Genomic DNA, 14499 nt, shown 5'->3' on the forward strand with positions numbered 1-14499 from the left:
GGTCCCGCGGGGGGGGGGCCGGGCGGGGGGGGGGGGGGCCCGGGGGCCCCCCCCGCCGCGAGGCCGCGAGGCCTCGTGACGCGTCTCCCGCGTCCTGCCCACGGGGCCGGTCCCAGGACATAGCCTCGTCCCATGAGTCGGCCGCACACCTTCACCCCGCCGCCCCGCACCCGCGCCCACCGGCTTCGTACCGTGCGCGGCGAGTTCGCCGTGCTGGACGCCGCCCCGCAGGGGACCCCGCGCGGCACCGCCCTTCTGCTGCCCGGTTACACGGGCAGCAAGGAGGACTTCATCGCTCTCCTCGGACCGCTCGGCGCCGCCGGGTACCGGATCGTCGCCGTGGACGGCCGGGGGCAGTACGAGACCGGCGGCGCGGACCGCGAGGACGACTACGCGCAGGACGAGCTGGCCCGTGACGTGCTCGCGCAGGCGTCCGCCCTCGGCGGCGGCGAGGGCGACGGGGGCGGGGTGCACCTGGTCGGGCACTCGCTCGGCGGGCAGATCGCCCGCGCCGCCGTCCTGCTCGACGCCTCGCCGTTCCGTTCGCTGACGCTGATGTCGTCGGGCCCCGCCCAGGTGACCGAGGCCCAGCAGGTCAAGGTGAAGCTGCTCTCCGACGCGCTCGCGACCATGACCATGGCCGAGGTGTGGGAGGCGGTGCGCGCCTTCGACCCGCCCGAGGAGGTGGCGTCGAACGGCGAGGCGCTGCGCCGGCGCTGGCTGTGCCACCGGCCCGCCCAGCTGATCGCCACCGGCCGCCAGCTGGCGACCGAGCCGGACCGGGTGGACGAGCTCGCCGCCACGGGGCTCCCCGTCCATGTGCTCTCCGGGGTGCGCGACGACACCTGGCCGGTGCCGCTGCTGGACGAGATGGCCTGGCGGCTGGGCGCGCGCCGCACCAGGATCGACGGCGCCGAGCACTCGCCGAACACGGACCGCCCGGAGCAGACGGCGCTCGCGCTCGCCGCCTTCTGGGACGGCCTCGGGGCGACGGCCGCTCCCTGAGGCGGCTCCCGAAGGCCCCTTGGAGCTCCCGGCCCGATCCGTCGTCCGGACCGTGGTCCAGCCCTTCGGGCCGCCTAGCCGTCCGACCGGCCCTTCGTCCGCCTCGCCTCCCGGACCGTGGTTCGGCCGTTCGTCCGCCTCGCCTCCCGGACCGTGGTTCGGCCGTTCGTCCGCCTCGCCTCCCGGACCGTGGTTCGGCCGTTCGTCCGCCTCGCCGTCCGGACCGCCGTCCGACCCGTCCGCTCAGTACTGCGCCTGCATGTGCTGCCAGAAGCCGTCGCGCAGGGAACGCCGCAGGTGGGCGTGGCCGCGCAGCGAGTGCTGGAGCAGCCGTTCGGCCTCGATCAGCAGGTCCTGGTCCACGGAGCCCGGCAGATACGGGTGTCCGGGCAGCAGGTCGGCCAGCGATTCGCGGCCCCGGGCGGCCAGCCAGGCGGCGGCGATCTGCGCGCCGATGAAGCGGACGTCCTCGCGCGAGGGCGCGGGGGTGTCGTCCTCGAAGAAGGTGACGGGACGCCGGGTGACGTACGGGCGGCAGAAGTCCAGGTCGAAGGTGCGCTGGCTGTCGACCTCCCAGAGCAGCGGTTCGGCCTGGTTGCGCCCCTCCCCCGCCTCGATGCCCCACAGGTGCACCCGGGCCCCGTACCCCTGGGCCGCCTCGACCGCGGAGACCAGGTCCTCGTCGCCGCCGACCAGCGCCGCGTCGCTGATGGCGCGGTGCCGGGCGAGCGACTCCAGATCGCTGCGGATCAGGGAGTCGACGCCCTTCTGCTGGTTGTTGGCGTTGAGGTTGCCGAGCCTGACCTTGACGTCGGGGAGTTCCGCGATGGACTGCTGCTCGGCGGTGTGAATGCGGCGCCGGGCGCCGTCGTACCAGTACACCCGGAGCAGCCGGCTGTCCGCGAAGATCGTGCGGGCCTTGTCGATGAACGCCTCGATCAGCCCCTCCGCGTCCAGATCGAAGGCCCGGCGGTCCTCGGTGCCGGTGACCAGCAGGCCGGCCGCGGCGTACACATAGCCCGCGTCGACGAAGATCGCATGGGTCGAGGGGGTCTTCGACACTTCGGCGAGCACGCGCTGGAGCAGCTCGTTCGTCCGGTCCAGGCGCTCGTGGATCTCTGCCTCGTTCATGCCCGCCCCGCCGTGCGCCCGGTCGTGCGCCCGGCCGTCCGTGTCGTCGTACGCGCGCTTGTGCGCCGCGCCGTGTCCCCGGTCACCGGCGCACAACCGTCCGTCCGCCGTTCCCGCCCGATGACCTGCCGATACTTAGACATCCAAAAAATTTCCTTAGCGTAGGGAATGTTTGTGGTGTGCAAGACGTTGTGGATGTGGTGGAGCGCGGACACAGGCGTCCGGCGCTCCCATCCTCTCGGACGGGGCCACCCGTCCTCCCATCAGTTCTCCAGCAGGAGGATCAGACGAAGGGAAGCCTTATGCGCTTCGAGATCATGCGCCTCGACGACGTCGACGGTACCGCCGTGGACAGCACCGTCGTGGACGCCGCCTCCGTCAACCGGATCGTGCAGCAGGCCGCGGCCACGGGCCAGCGCATCTACATCCGCCCGGCCGAATCCCCGGCCTCGTAACGTTCGACGACGCTCCGCGACGCACGACACCACGACACATTCGACGACGCTCGACGACTCGCGCGGAAGCGCGACGGCTCACGCGGACGAAGCGCCCCCGCACGGACGGTCCGTGCGGGGGCGTCGCGGTGTCCGGGCCCGCCGTCACGCCTTCTGGATGACCTGGGTGACGCCGTTGATGATCTGCTGCACGGCGATGGCCGAGAGCATCATTCCGGCGAGCCGGGTCACCAGGACGACGCCGCCGTCCTTGATGACCCGGATGATCAGCAGCGAGTAGCGCATGGTCAGCCAGAGCACGATGTGCATGGCGATGATCGCCGACCAGACCGATATCTGGGTTCCCACGCTGTCGGCGTGCTGCACCGCCAGGATCACCGACACGATCGCGCCGGGGCCGGCGAGCAGCGGCATGCCCAGCGGTACGAGCGCGACGTTGACGTCCTTGGTCTGTGTCGGCTCGTCGGTCTTGCCGGTCAGCAGGTCGAGCGCGATGAGCAGCAGGAGCAGCCCGCCCGCGATCATCAGGGCGGGCACGGAGACGTGCAGATAGTCGAGGATCTGCTGGCCGAGCACACCGAAGACGGCGATCACGCCGAAGGCGACGGTGACCGCCTGGAGCGCCATCTTGCGCTGGGTCTTGGCGGGGCGGCCCGCGGTGAGGGCCAGAAAGATCGGGGTGATGCCCGGGGGATCCATAATCACAAAAAGAGTGAGAAAAAGGGATCCGAAGACAGCGAAGTCGAACACGATGAGCCTTGCGCGAAGAGAAGAGGGTGGATCGGCTTGGGGTGGCACACCCCGGGAGCCGTGAGGCGGTCGGCGGCCGGCCGGCCGGGACGACCTGGAGACGTGCGGGAGCGGAACGGGACGGGGTGGAGGTCGGGAGGTCGGGAGAGCGGGAGGGCGTGGCCCGGCCGGGCGGGCACGGTGGACGGATCGGGCCGGGCGGATCGGGCCGGGCGAGCGGTTGAGGCGCGCGGGCGCGGCTCGTGCCGTACGCCGACGGACGCGTCCCGGCACCGGCCGCCACGGGACCCGGGACCTCAAGGCCCTGGGGGCTCAGGACTCCGGGACCTCAAGGCCCTGGGGGCTTAGGACTCCGGGACCTCAAGGCCCTGGGGGCTCAGGACTCCGGGACCTCAAGGCCCTGGGGGCTCAGGACTCCGGGACCTCAAGGCCCTGGGGGCTCAGGACTCCGGGACCTCAAGGCCCTGGGGCTTCGGAGCTCCGGCCTGCGGGCCGTCAGGCGGGGCGGGCTCCGCCGGCGCCCGGCACCGGGAAGGCTCCCGTGGCGCGCCGGGTGATCTCGCCGTAGATCTCGGGGTCGGTGGTGTACTGGCCGAGCCGGACGGACTTGCGGGTGCCGTGGTAGTCGCTGGAGCCGGTCGTCAGCAGGCCCAGTTCCCGGGCGAGCCCGCGCAGCCTTGCCCTGGTCGGCTCGTCGTGGTCCATGTGGTCGACCTCGATGCCGTCGAGCCCGGCGGCGGCGAGCCGCGCGATCGACGACTCGGGCACCACCTCGCCACGCTTCACGGCGAGCGGGTGGGCGAAGACGGTGACCCCGCCCGCGGCCTTGACCAGCCGGATCGCGTCGAAGGGGTCGAGTTCGTGCTTCTCGGCGTACGCGCGGCCGCCGTTGGCGAGCCATTCGGGCGTGAAGGCGTCGGAGACGGTCTCGACGACGCCGAGTTCGACGAGTGCCGTGGCGATGTGCGGCCGGCCGACGGACCCCTCCCCGGCGATCCTCGCGACCCGCTCCCACTCGATCGGGACCCCGAGCTCCTGGAGCCTGCCCACCATGGTCCGGGCGCGCGGCACGCGGTCGTCCCGCACCAGCTCGCGTTCCCGGGCCAGCTCGGGCTCATGGGGGTCGAAGAGGTACGCCAGCATGTGCAGGCTCACCCCGTCGATGCGGCAGGAGAGCTCGGCGCCGGTGACGAGGGTGAGCCCCTCGGGAAGGGCGGCGATCGCCTCGGCGTATCCGCCGACGGTGTCGTGGTCGGTCAGCGCGACGACGTCGAGGCCCTCCGCGGCGGCGTTCCGCACCAGCTCGGCGGGGGTGTCGGTGCCGTCCGACGCGGTGGAGTGGGTGTGCAGGTCGATGCGCACGACGCGTACTCCAATGCTCGGGGCGGACGGCAGGCGCCCGGGGGCGCGCGGAAAGGGTGCTCAATATCCTGGCCGGACCGGTGAGGGAGGCCCGGGACGCGCGACCGCGGGCACCGAAACGGCCTCACAGCGGGCGTGCGCCGCTCCGGTGAGGCCGCAGGTGCGAAGCGGAAGCCGTCGGGCCGGCCAGGGTCTTCAGCACCCTCATGGGGGACATTCACAGGATAACCGGCATTCGAACAGCACCCGGACGCACCGGCCCCGGGGCGGGCCACCGGCTCCCGAGCGGGACGGTGCGACCGCGACGTTCGCGCGGGCGTACGCCGTACCGCATGCGCGGGCGCGCGCCACCGGCCCGCCTCCCCGCGAGCGTGCGTACCGGACCCCGCGACGCCGCAGGTATGTGTCAGACACCCCTAGTCGAGCAGCCGGGGCGTGAGCGCCCCGCAGGGCACCAGGTCCATCTCTCCCCCGGCCTCGCGCAGATCGGCGAGCACCAGCTCGTCGTACATCAGCAGTCCCGACTGCTGGGGCCAGACGATCGCCCAGAGCCAGAGCCCGCGCGCCTCGCCCGCGAAGACCGCGCGGTCGTCGGGGGCGCCCTTGACGTGCCAGAGCGGGGTGGGGCGGCCGGCGGCGAGCATCTTGACGTCCGGCGGGCCCCCGACGTCCAGATACGGGCCGGGGTCGGGCCCGCCGATGCCCGCGTAGCGCGCGCCCAGACCCACGCCGAGTTCCTCGGTGACCAGCAGCAGTTCGCCCATGCCGCCGACGGGGCCGGGGCCCGAGCAGGCGACGGCGGTCGCCCGGCCGCCGCTGCGTTCGTCGCCCGCGCTCACCGCGCCGGTGTACAGCCAGCCCACCGGCAGCGGCCACGGCATCCACACCGGCACCCGGGCCCGGCGCACGACCACGCCCAGTGCTTCGACGCTGGGCGGGACGACCGGCTGCAGCGGATATACGCCGCCGTGCACGGAGCACTGCCAGGTGTCGGCGAAAAGACCGGGCGCCCTGACCCGGCCTCCGCACTTCGGGCAACTGGGTTCGCCCCTCATAGCGACCAACGGTCCTCCAGGACCGCCGCCGCGTCAAGGCGATCATCAGATCGCCACACGGTCCCACCGGTCCCCTCGTTCCCCCATCGACACATCGCCCACCCACCGGCCCCACCGCCCTGCGGGCCTCACCAGGAAAAATAGATGTAACTTGCATTCATTAGTCTCTCTAACTTACTCTGTGCGTGGTGCAACGAACCCGTGGCCGAGTGGAGTGAGTAGGGAGAAGCCCGTGCAGGGAGAGGATCCGTTCGATCAGGGAGCAGGCGGCGTGCTGCGCCAGCCGAAGGCCGTCTGGGCCACCGCCGGCGCGTCGGTCGTCGCGTTCATGGGCATCGGGCTGGTGGACCCGATCCTGCCGTCCATCGCCAAGGGCCTGGAGGCGACGCCGAGTCAGGTCTCGCTCCTCTTCACCTCGTACTTCCTGATCACCGCCGTGGCGATGCTCGTCACCGGCTTCGTGTCCAGCCGGATCGGCGGCCGCAAGACGCTGCTGGCCGGTCTGGCGCTCGTGGTGGTCTTCGCGGCGCTGTCCGGCACCTCGTCGTCCGTCGGCGAGCTCGTCGGCTTCCGGGCCGGCTGGGGCCTGGGCAACGCGCTCTTCGTGTCGACCTCGCTCGCCGTGATCGTCGGCGCGGCGGCGGGCGGCAGCGCGGCGGCGATCCTGCTCTACGAGTCGGCGCTCGGTCTCGGCATGGCCTGCGGGCCGCTGCTGGGCGCACTGCTCGGCGACGCCAGCTGGCGCTACCCGTTCTTCGGCACGGCCGCGCTGATGGCGATCGGCTTCCTCTGCATCACGGCGTTCCTGAAGGAACAGCCCAAGCCGGCCCGGAAGACCTCGCTGCTCGATCCGCTCAAGGCACTCGGCCACGGCGGCCTGGCCTCCGTCGCCGCCTCGGCGTTCTTCTACAACTACGCGTTCTTCACGATCCTGGCGTTCACGCCGTTCGTGCTGGACATGACGCCGTACAAGTCGGGCGCGGTCTTCTTCGCCTGGGGGCTGCTGCTCGCGGTCTTCTCGGTGCTCGTGGCCCCTCGGTTGCAGGAACGCTTCGGCTCGCTGAGGGTGCTCGGCGCCTCGCTGGTGCTGCTCGCGGTCGACCTGCTGGTCCTCGGGTACGGCGGCCACACCGCGGCCATCGTCGGCACGATCGTCTCCGGCGCCTTCATCGGCGTGAACAACACCGTCTACACGGAACTGGCGCTCGGCGTCTCGGGCGCGCCGCGCCCGGTGGCGAGCGCCGGTTACAACTTCGTCCGCTGGTTCGCCGCGGCCGCCGCCCCGTACCTCGCCCCGAAGATCGAGGAGTGGAGCGACATCCACATGCCGTTCGTGGTCGCCGCCGCCACGGCCGTGATCGGCGCGGTCGTCGTGGGGGTCCGGCGTACGGCGCTGACGCACGAGGCGGAGGAGCTGGAGCCCCGGCACGCCTCCGAGGACGGCGTCGCGGTCTTCGCCGACTGAGGAACGGTCACGGCCGTCGCCGGCCGATCGGCCGCACGCCCCGCGCCGGGCCCGGTGCACGCTCCCGGACCCGGCGCGCGGCCATGCCCGGGCTCACGCCTCCGGCCCCGCCCGGCTCCCCGGCCGCCGCGTACGTCCCGTTCCTGTCGGTCCGGCGGCCGTGTCTCAGTCCAGCGGCACCGACGCGCGCCGCGGGTCCCGCAGGTCCGTGCCGTGCGAGAGCCAGCGTTCCTGGAGCTCCCGCGCTCCCCTGACCCGCTTCCACGCCGCCTCGTTGGACGTCATCGGCAGCAGCGGAAGGAACCGCACCGGATCCGCCCCCGCCTCCTCGCCCAGGTCCAGGTCCTCGACCAGCCCGCCCGGCTCCGCGACCAGTACGGAGCTGAACGGCGCCCCGGGCCAGAGCGGCTCACCGGTCTCCAGCGAGGCGCCGGGAGCCACGATCACCCCCTCGACCTGCGGGGAGGCCGCCAGCACGGCCAGCGGGCGCAGCACCTTGTCGGTGTCAGCGACGCCGTGGCGTACGGAGAGCAGCAGCTCGGCCCGCGGGCCCTTCGCCGGGTCCACGAGGGTGGCGGTCGGGTCGGTCATGGGGTGTGCGGACATGCCGAGTGTGGCGTAGCGCACCACATCGCCGTCGATGAAGCGGAGCACCTCGATCCGGTCGGTGCCGAGAAAGGTCACCGCGGCCCGCGCGTCCGGTTCGCCGAGGGCCGTCAGCAGCCGGGCCTCGACCAGAGCAAGAATTTCTCCCATCCGGCGAGCATAGGACGCGTATGGAATGGGCAAAGTAAGGGATTGGCCCTTGAAGCGGCTGATAACCTGGCCGCTGGTCGGGACAGCGCGCAGAAGCGTCGCTCTCGGTCCCGACGACACGTCATCCCCCACGGGGGACCGGCCGGAGGAGGTGGGGCTGCCATGGATCGAAGTCGATCGTGCAGTACGACCGCTCTTCCGCCCCACACCCTCACCTCGGCGATCTGAGCGCCTTCACGGTCTGGGTCCAGGGCATCGCGTACGACGCAAGAACACCTCTCCGTCTGTCCGTAGCGATCGCCGTTTTTCGCGTCGCCCCGGTGCCGCCCGCTTTGCGGACGTGGGTCCACGTCCTCGTTCCGGGCTGTTCCACGCGCCCGAAGACGGCCCTCCGTGAAGGAGCCAGCCTTGTCGATGATCCGCGACCTGCGTGCCGCAGTACGTCCCTCCCTGCGCAGGAACAACCCCATCAGTCCCTCCTACGACGCCACCCGCGACCCGTCCGCGTCCAGCGCGGTCGTCGACTGCGCGGTCTACCGCGACGGCCGCCGGGTGGAGTACGACTCCTCCCTCACCCCGCACCAGGCGATGCTCCGGGTGCGCGAGGAGGGCGGCTTCGCCTGGATCGGCCTGCACGAGCCGACCGAGGAGGAATTCGCCGGGATCGCCCGGGAGTTCGGCCTCCACCCGCTCGCGGTCGAGGACGCGGTCCACGCCCACCAGCGGCCGAAGCTGGAGCGCTACGACGACACGCTGTTCACGGTCTTCAAGACGATCCACTACGTCGAGCACGCCGAGCGCACGGCGACCAGCGAGGTCGTCGAGACCGGCGAGGTGATGTGCTTCACCGGACGGGACTTCGTCATCACCGTGCGGCACGGCGGCCACGGGTCGCTGCGCGCGCTGCGCCACCGGCTCCAGGACGACCCCGAGCTGCTGGCCAAGGGGCCCTCCGCGGTCCTGCACGCCATCGCGGACCATGTCGTCGACGGCTACATCGCGGTGGCGGGCGCCGTGCAGGAGGACATCGACGAGGTGGAGACCGAGGTCTTCTCCACCCCCACGAAGGGCAGCCCGAGCGGCTCGGAGGCCGGCCGGATCTACCAGCTGAAGCGCGAGGTCCTGGAGTTCAAGCGGGCCGTCTCGCCGCTGCTGCGGCCGATGCAGCTGCTGAGCGAGCGGCCGATGCGGCTGATCGACCCCGACATCCAGAAGTACTTCCGCGACGTGGCCGACCACATGGCGCGGGTGCACGAGGAGGTCATCGGCTTCGACGAGCTGCTGAACTCGATCCTCCAGGCCAGCCTGGCGCAGGCGACCGTCGCGCAGAACGAGGACATGCGCAAGATCACCTCCTGGGCGGCCATCGTGGCCGTGCCGACGATGATCTGCGGCGTCTACGGCATGAACTTCAAGTACATGCCCGAGCTGGACTGGAAGTACGGCTATCCGCTGGTGCTGGGCGCCATCGGGGTGGTCTGCTTCTCGATCCACCGCATACTCAAGCGCAACGGCTGGCTCTGAGGGCGGCACGCTCCGGGCGACGGCCGGTTTCGGGCCACGGCCGGGGTCCGGGCCGAAGACCGGCACCGAGAACGGCACGCTCCGAGGGCAGCCCCGCCCGGGGCCGCCCCGGCCCGGACCGCTCCCCCGGGCGGACCGCTCCGGGCCGTCGTCCCGGTTGCTCATAGACTGCGGAACATGACTGCTGCTGCCGCTGACGAGCCGCTGGGCCGGGCCCTGGTCGAGGAGGCCACCAAGAAGTCCGGCCTGATCTGGGTGCGGGGCACCGGGCCCGCCCGGGCCCTGTGGCACGTGTGGCACGAGGGCGCGGCGCATCTGGTCGGCGACGGCCCCGGCGAGCAGCCGTTCCCGGCCGGGCTCACCGACGGGGCCACCGCCGAGGTGACCGTGCGCAGCAAGGACAAGGGCGGCCGGCTGGTCGCCTGGACGGCCGCCGTGACGGAGCTCGCGCCGCACTCCGAGGAGTGGGAGGCGGCGGTCGGCGAGCTGAAGAACAAGCGGCTGAACGCGCCCGACGCGGAACGGATTCCGGAACGCTGGGCGCGCGAGTGCCGGGTGCTGCGGCTGACGCCCGACGACGTCCGTACCCGGCTGCCGGACGGCTCGCTGGCGGCCGCGCCGCTGCCGACGCCCGCGACCACCCGGCAGCCGGTCCCGGCCGGGCTGCCCCGGCTGCTGAAGCGCGGCCGCAAGGGCTGAGCGGGCCCCGCACCCGGGCCACCGCGCCGGGTCGGACGCCTCGGCGGCGCCTGGACGAGGCCGTACGCGACCGGCCGGCCTCGTGCCCGGTGACGTACGCAACCGGCCGGCCGCGCCCCTCCCCGCACGTCACCGCGTACGGACCGGCCCTCAGCCGTCCGCGCCCCGGCCCCGCCCCTCGGGCGTCCACGCCTCACGCGTCCATGGCGGCCCCGCTCAGCCTTCGCTCAGCCCGACGTCCTGGGCAGCTGCTTCCCGTAGTCGACCGTGTCCTCCTTCGCCGGGGCCTCCAGCGGGAAGTCCCTGTCCCACTCCGACAACGTCACGGCCCCGCCACCGCCGCCGCGCGCGAACCGCAGCGGGTACGGCGTGCCCTCCAGCGCGACGTCGAGGGTGCCGCCCTCGCCCTTGCCGCCCGTGATCTGGACGGTCCGGGTCGGCCCGACCGTGTCCCGGTCGCCCTTGTTGAGCGGGCCGTGCAGGGTGAGCAGGCCGTCGAGCAGGGTCTTCTTGTCCGTGAAGCCGCGCAGCTGCTTGTACGCGGGGTCGTCCTCCGGCACCTTGACGTACTTGTCCTGGAGTTTGTCCGCGGCGACCTCGCCCGCGGTGCCGGCCGCCCCGGGGGCGGACTCGTCGTCGTGGCCCCAGAACCCGGCGTCCGCCTTGAGGTAGAGCTCGTCGCCGATCCGCAGCAGCTCGAAGGTGGTGTGCTTGGAGGCGACGGATCCCGTGCCGCCCTGGTCCCTGAGCCGCATGTTCAGCTTGTACGTGCCGCCCTTGCTGACCAGGGTCCCGGAGAGGTGCACCGCGTCGGCGGCGTCCGCGGCCCGCTGCGCCTTCTTCTCGATCTGCGCGGCTTCGAGCTTGCCGACGCCGTTGGTCCCCTTGTCCGGGTCCTCGCCCGCGCAGGCCGTGAGCGAGGCCGCCAGCCCCGCGCAGAGCACGACGGCGAGGGCGGCCCGGCGCCGGGTCCGCGCCGGACCCGGGGCGGGCGGGAGCTGCGGGACCTGCGGGACGGAAGAGGTCACTTGTCGCACTGCCTCTCTGCTGCGTTGCGGGGTGGCAGACCGCAGCGTACCCGTGCCGATCACGCGCCCCGGCGGAGAGCCGTACGGACCGCTCCGCCGGGGCGGCGCGGAGCGGTACGGGCTAGCCTGTTTCCGTCATATCGGTTGATCGGCAGTCAAACGGACCGGCCGGTGACGCCGTACGGGGGCCCGGGCGGCGTGCTGGGTACCGGGAGAGGCACTGCTTGGAAGAAGGAGGCGCACCATGGCGGCAGGCGCCCCCAGGGTCTTCGTCTCGCACCTCGCGGGCGTCCCGGTCTTCGATCCGAACGGCGACCAGGTGGGCCGGGTACGCGATCTGGTCGCGATGCTGCGGGTCGGCGGCCGGCCGCCCCGGCTGCTGGGCCTGGTCGTCGAGGTGGTGAGCCGGCGCCGGATCTTCCTCCCGATGACCCGGGTGACCGGGATCGAGTCCGGCCAGGTCATCACCACCGGCGTGGTGAACATGCGGCGCTTCGAACAGCGCCCGACCGAACGCCTGGTGCTGGGCGAGTTCCTGGACCGGCGGGTCCGGCTGGTGGAGACCGGCGAGGAGGTCACCGTCCTCGACGTCGCGATCCAGCAGCTGCCGGCCCGCCGGGACTGGGAGATCGACAAGTACTTCGTGCGCAAGGGCCGGGGCGGGGCGCTGCGGCGCAAGGGCGAGACGCTGACGGTCGAGTGGTCGGCGGTCAGCGGGTTCTCGCTGGAGGAGGTGGGGCAGGGCGCGGAGTCGCTGGTCGCCACGTTCGAGCGGCTGCGCCCGACCGATGTCGCCAACGCGCTGCACCACCTGTCGCCGAAGCGGCGGGCGGAGGTCGCCGCCGCGCTCGACGACGACCGGCTCGCCGACGTCCTGGAGGAGCTGCCCGGGGACGACCAGGTGGAGATCCTCGGCCATCTCCAGGAGGAGCGCGCGGCCGACGTCCTGGAGGCCATGGACCCGGACGACGCGGCGGACCTGCTGTCCGAGCTGCCCGAGGAGGACAAGGAACGGCTGCTGACCCTGATGCGCCCGGGCGACGCGGCGGACGTGCGGCGGCTGATGTCGTACGAGGAGCGGACCGCGGGCGGTCTGATGACCACCGAGCCGATCATCCTGCGGCCGGACGCCACGGTCGCCGACGCGCTGGCCCGGGTACGGCAGGCGGACCTGTCCCCGGCGCTCGCCGCGCAGGTGTACGTGTGCCGCTCGCCGGACGAGACCCCGACCGGCAAGTACCTGGGCACGGTCCACTTCCAGCGGCTGCTGCGGGATCCGCCGTACGCCCTGGTCGGCTCGATCGTCGACAGCGATCTCGGGCCGCTGGCCCCGGACACCCCGCTGCCCGCCGTGACGAGCTATCTGGCCGCGTACAACCTGGTCTCGGCGCCGGTCGTGGACGAGAGCGGCTCGCTGCTGGGCGCGGTGACCGTCGACGACGTACTGGACCACCTGCTGCCGGAGGACTGGCGGGAGGCCGACTTCCACGGCGAGGAGGGGGCGGTCCATGGCCGGTGAGGACCGCGCGAGGGCGGCGTCCACGGGCGCCTCGGGCATCGTGCGCCCACCGCGCTACCGGCTGGACCAGCCGAAGGCGCCCCGGCCGCGGCTGCTGCCCGACTACGACGCCGAGACGTTCGGCCGGTTCTCCGAGCGGATCGCCCGCTTCCTGGGCACCTGGCGGTTCATCGCCTGGATGACGCTGTTCATCTTCGCCTGGCTGATGTGGAACATCTTCACGCCCGCCACCTGGCAGTTCGACCCGTACCCGTTCATCTTTCTGACGCTGATGCTGTCGCTCCAGGCGTCGTACGCGGCGCCGCTGATCCTGCTCGCGCAGAACCGGCAGGACGACCGCGACCGGGTCACCCATGAGCAGGACCGCAAGCAGAACGAGCGCTCCATCGCGGACACCGAGTTCCTCACCCGGGAGATCGCGGCGCTGCGGATGGGCCTGGGCGAGGTCGCGACCCGTGACTGGATCCGTTCCGAGCTGGAGGACCTCGTACGGGACCTGGACGAGCGGCGCGCCCTGTGGCGGGCCGAGGGCGGGGAAGAGGGCTGACGGGAGGCTACTCGCGCGTAGCGACCGGTGCCACCGCCCTCAAGAAGCGGCCCGCGCACCCTTACTATCGAGGTATGGCTACGGAAGACGCGGTGCGTGAAGCACTGGCGACGGTGAACGACCCGGAGATCCACCGCCCGATCACCGAGCTCGGCATGGTGAAGTCGGTCGAGATCGGCGCTGACGGCGTGGTCGCGGTCACGGTCTATCTCACGGTCTCGGGCTGTCCGATGCGCGAGACGATCACCAGGAGCGTGACCGAGGCGGTCTCCCGCGTCGAGGGCATCTCCCGGGTCGACGTCTCGCTCGACGTGATGAGCGACGAGCAGCGCAAGGAGCTGGCCGCCTCGCTGCGCGGCGGCACAGCGGAGCGCGAGGTGCCGTTCGCCAGGCCCGGCTCGCTCACCCGGGTCTACGCGGTCGCGTCCGGCAAGGGCGGCGTCGGCAAGTCGTCGGTCACGGTGAACCTCGCGGCCGCGATGGCGGCGGACGGTCTGAAGGTCGGTGTCGTGGACGCCGACATCTACGGGCACAGCGTGCCCCGGATGCTGGGCGCGGACGGGAAGCCGACCCAGGTCGAGAACATGATCATGCCGCCGTCGGCGCATGGCGTGAAGGTCATCTCCATCGGCATGTTCACCCCGGGCAACGCCCCGGTGGTGTGGCGCGGCCCGATGCTGCACCGCGCACTCCAGCAGTTCCTCGCCGACGTGTACTGGGGCGACCTGGACGTCCTGCTGCTCGACCTGCCGCCGGGGACGGGCGACATCGCGATCTCGGTCGCGCAGCTCGTGCCGAACGCGGAGATCCTGGTCGTCACCACCCCGCAGCAGGCCGCGGCCGAGGTGGCCGAGCGGGCCGGCTCGATCGCCGTGCAGACGCACCAGAAGATCGCCGGTGTGGTGGAGAACATGTCGGGCCTGCCGTGCCCGCACTGCGGCGAGATGGTCGACGTGTTCGGCACGGGCGGCGGCGCGAAGGTCGCGGAGGGCCTGACCCGGACGGTCGGCGCGGAGGTGCCGGTGCTGGGCTCCATCCCGATCGACGTGCGGCTGCGCGAGGGCGGCGACGAGGGCAGGCCGGTCGTCCTGTCCGACCCCGACTCCCCGGCGGGCAAGGCGCTGCGCACCATCGCCGACAAGCTCGGCAGCCGAAGCCGCGGCCTGTCCGGCATGTCGCTGGGAATCACCCCGCGCAACAAGT

Annotated in this window: 14 protein-coding genes; 8 read left to right on the forward strand and 6 right to left on the reverse strand. The window is 72.4% G+C overall.

The annotated features are described in order from the left end of the window. The first annotated feature begins 132 nt into the window (after window positions 1-132). Window positions 133-1005 carry an alpha/beta fold hydrolase gene (locus WA762_RS34685; RefSeq protein WP_335941571.1) on the forward strand — a complete coding sequence of 291 codons (873 nt, stop codon included), beginning with the start codon at window positions 133-135 and terminating at the stop codon, window positions 1003-1005. Between the two features lie 243 nt (window positions 1006-1248). On the opposite strand, the gene WA762_RS34690 is transcribed toward WA762_RS34685, so the two are convergent. Next, complete coding sequence (locus tag WA762_RS34690) at window positions 1249-2136, reverse strand: NYN domain-containing protein (protein WP_335941583.1); 888 nt, start codon at window positions 2134-2136, stop codon at window positions 1249-1251. A 302-nt stretch (window positions 2137-2438) separates the two neighbouring features. Between WA762_RS34690 and WA762_RS34695 the strand changes: the two genes are divergently transcribed. Continuing rightward, window positions 2439-2591 (forward strand): hypothetical protein, encoded by a 153-nt coding sequence (locus WA762_RS34695; protein WP_018520873.1) that lies wholly within the window; start codon window positions 2439-2441, stop codon window positions 2589-2591. Window positions 2592-2735: 144 nt separating this feature from the next. Here WA762_RS34695 and WA762_RS34700 read toward each other — a convergent pair whose 3' ends face one another. The 3 genes from WA762_RS34700 to WA762_RS34710 form a co-directional block, all read right to left on the reverse strand. Then, entirely contained in the window at window positions 2736-3341 is a 606-nt protein-coding gene (locus WA762_RS34700; RefSeq protein WP_335941572.1) for a MarC family protein, read from the reverse strand. 495 nt (window positions 3342-3836) lie between these two features. Further along, on the reverse strand, window positions 3837-4703 hold the full coding sequence (locus WA762_RS34705) for a PHP domain-containing protein (RefSeq protein WP_335941573.1): 867 nt from the start codon (window positions 4701-4703) through the stop codon (window positions 3837-3839). Window positions 4704-5119: 416 nt separating this feature from the next. Further along, entirely contained in the window at window positions 5120-5758 is a 639-nt protein-coding gene (locus WA762_RS34710; RefSeq protein WP_335941574.1) for a DUF6758 family protein, read from the reverse strand. 232 nt (window positions 5759-5990) lie between these two features. On the opposite strand from WA762_RS34710, the gene WA762_RS34715 reads away from it, so the two are divergent. Then, window positions 5991-7223 carry an MFS transporter gene (locus WA762_RS34715; protein WP_335941575.1) on the forward strand — a complete coding sequence of 411 codons (1233 nt, stop codon included), beginning with the start codon at window positions 5991-5993 and terminating at the stop codon, window positions 7221-7223. A gap of 165 nt (window positions 7224-7388) precedes the next feature. Here WA762_RS34715 and WA762_RS34720 read toward each other — a convergent pair whose 3' ends face one another. After that, on the reverse strand, window positions 7389-7979 hold the full coding sequence (locus WA762_RS34720; RefSeq protein WP_335941576.1) for a suppressor of fused domain protein: 591 nt from the start codon (window positions 7977-7979) through the stop codon (window positions 7389-7391). Between the two features lie 408 nt (window positions 7980-8387). On the opposite strand from WA762_RS34720, the gene WA762_RS34725 reads away from it, so the two are divergent. Together WA762_RS34725 and WA762_RS34730 are read left to right on the forward strand one after the other, a co-directional pair. Beyond that, on the forward strand, window positions 8388-9503 hold the full coding sequence (locus WA762_RS34725) for a magnesium and cobalt transport protein CorA (RefSeq protein ID WP_335941577.1): 1116 nt from the start codon (window positions 8388-8390) through the stop codon (window positions 9501-9503). 177 nt (window positions 9504-9680) lie between these two features. Then, window positions 9681-10202, forward strand: coding sequence for a hypothetical protein (locus WA762_RS34730; protein ID WP_335941578.1), 522 nt, complete (start codon window positions 9681-9683; stop codon window positions 10200-10202). 227 nt (window positions 10203-10429) lie between these two features. On the opposite strand, the gene WA762_RS34735 is transcribed toward WA762_RS34730, so the two are convergent. Further along, a complete protein-coding gene (locus WA762_RS34735; protein WP_335941579.1) occupies window positions 10430-11230 on the reverse strand; it encodes a hypothetical protein in 801 nt (266 codons plus the stop codon). Between the two features lie 244 nt (window positions 11231-11474). Here WA762_RS34735 and WA762_RS34740 point away from each other — a divergent pair, with 244 nt between their 5' ends. From WA762_RS34740 to WA762_RS34750, 3 genes are all read left to right on the forward strand, one after another. Next, a complete protein-coding gene (locus tag WA762_RS34740) occupies window positions 11475-12749 on the forward strand; it encodes a magnesium transporter MgtE N-terminal domain-containing protein (protein WP_335941580.1) in 1275 nt (424 codons plus the stop codon). After that, window positions 12739-13296, forward strand: coding sequence for a DUF1003 domain-containing protein (locus WA762_RS34745; RefSeq protein WP_335941581.1), 558 nt, complete (start codon window positions 12739-12741; stop codon window positions 13294-13296). Before WA762_RS34740 ends, WA762_RS34745 begins: the two co-directional genes overlap by 11 nt. Before the next feature lie 74 nt (window positions 13297-13370). Next, window positions 13371-14499, forward strand: a 1129-nt coding sequence (locus tag WA762_RS34750) for an Mrp/NBP35 family ATP-binding protein (RefSeq protein WP_335941582.1), incomplete at its 3' end; no start/stop codon positions are given.

The organism is Streptomyces tyrfis (genome assembly GCF_037034285.1).
In the GTDB taxonomy this organism is placed as follows: domain Bacteria; phylum Actinomycetota; class Actinomycetes; order Streptomycetales; family Streptomycetaceae; genus Streptomyces.

Excerpts from the sequence above, each read along its gene's own strand:
- WA762_RS34730 (WP_335941578.1), top strand. The coding sequence starts at position 9,681 with ATGACTGCTGCTGCCGCTGACGAGCCGCTGGGCCGGGCCCTGGTCGAG.
- WA762_RS34690 (WP_335941583.1), bottom strand. The coding sequence starts at position 2,136 with ATGAACGAGGCAGAGATCCACGAGCGCCTGGACCGGACGAACGAGCTG.
- WA762_RS34740 (WP_335941580.1), top strand. The coding sequence starts at position 11,475 with ATGGCGGCAGGCGCCCCCAGGGTCTTCGTCTCGCACCTCGCGGGCGTC.
- WA762_RS34710 (WP_335941574.1), bottom strand. The coding sequence starts at position 5,758 with ATGAGGGGCGAACCCAGTTGCCCGAAGTGCGGAGGCCGGGTCAGGGCG.
- WA762_RS34745 (WP_335941581.1), top strand. The coding sequence starts at position 12,739 with ATGGCCGGTGAGGACCGCGCGAGGGCGGCGTCCACGGGCGCCTCGGGC.
- WA762_RS34720 (WP_335941576.1), bottom strand. The coding sequence starts at position 7,979 with ATGGGAGAAATTCTTGCTCTGGTCGAGGCCCGGCTGCTGACGGCCCTC.
- WA762_RS34695 (WP_018520873.1), top strand. The coding sequence starts at position 2,439 with ATGCGCTTCGAGATCATGCGCCTCGACGACGTCGACGGTACCGCCGTG.
- WA762_RS34685 (WP_335941571.1), top strand. The coding sequence starts at position 133 with ATGAGTCGGCCGCACACCTTCACCCCGCCGCCCCGCACCCGCGCCCAC.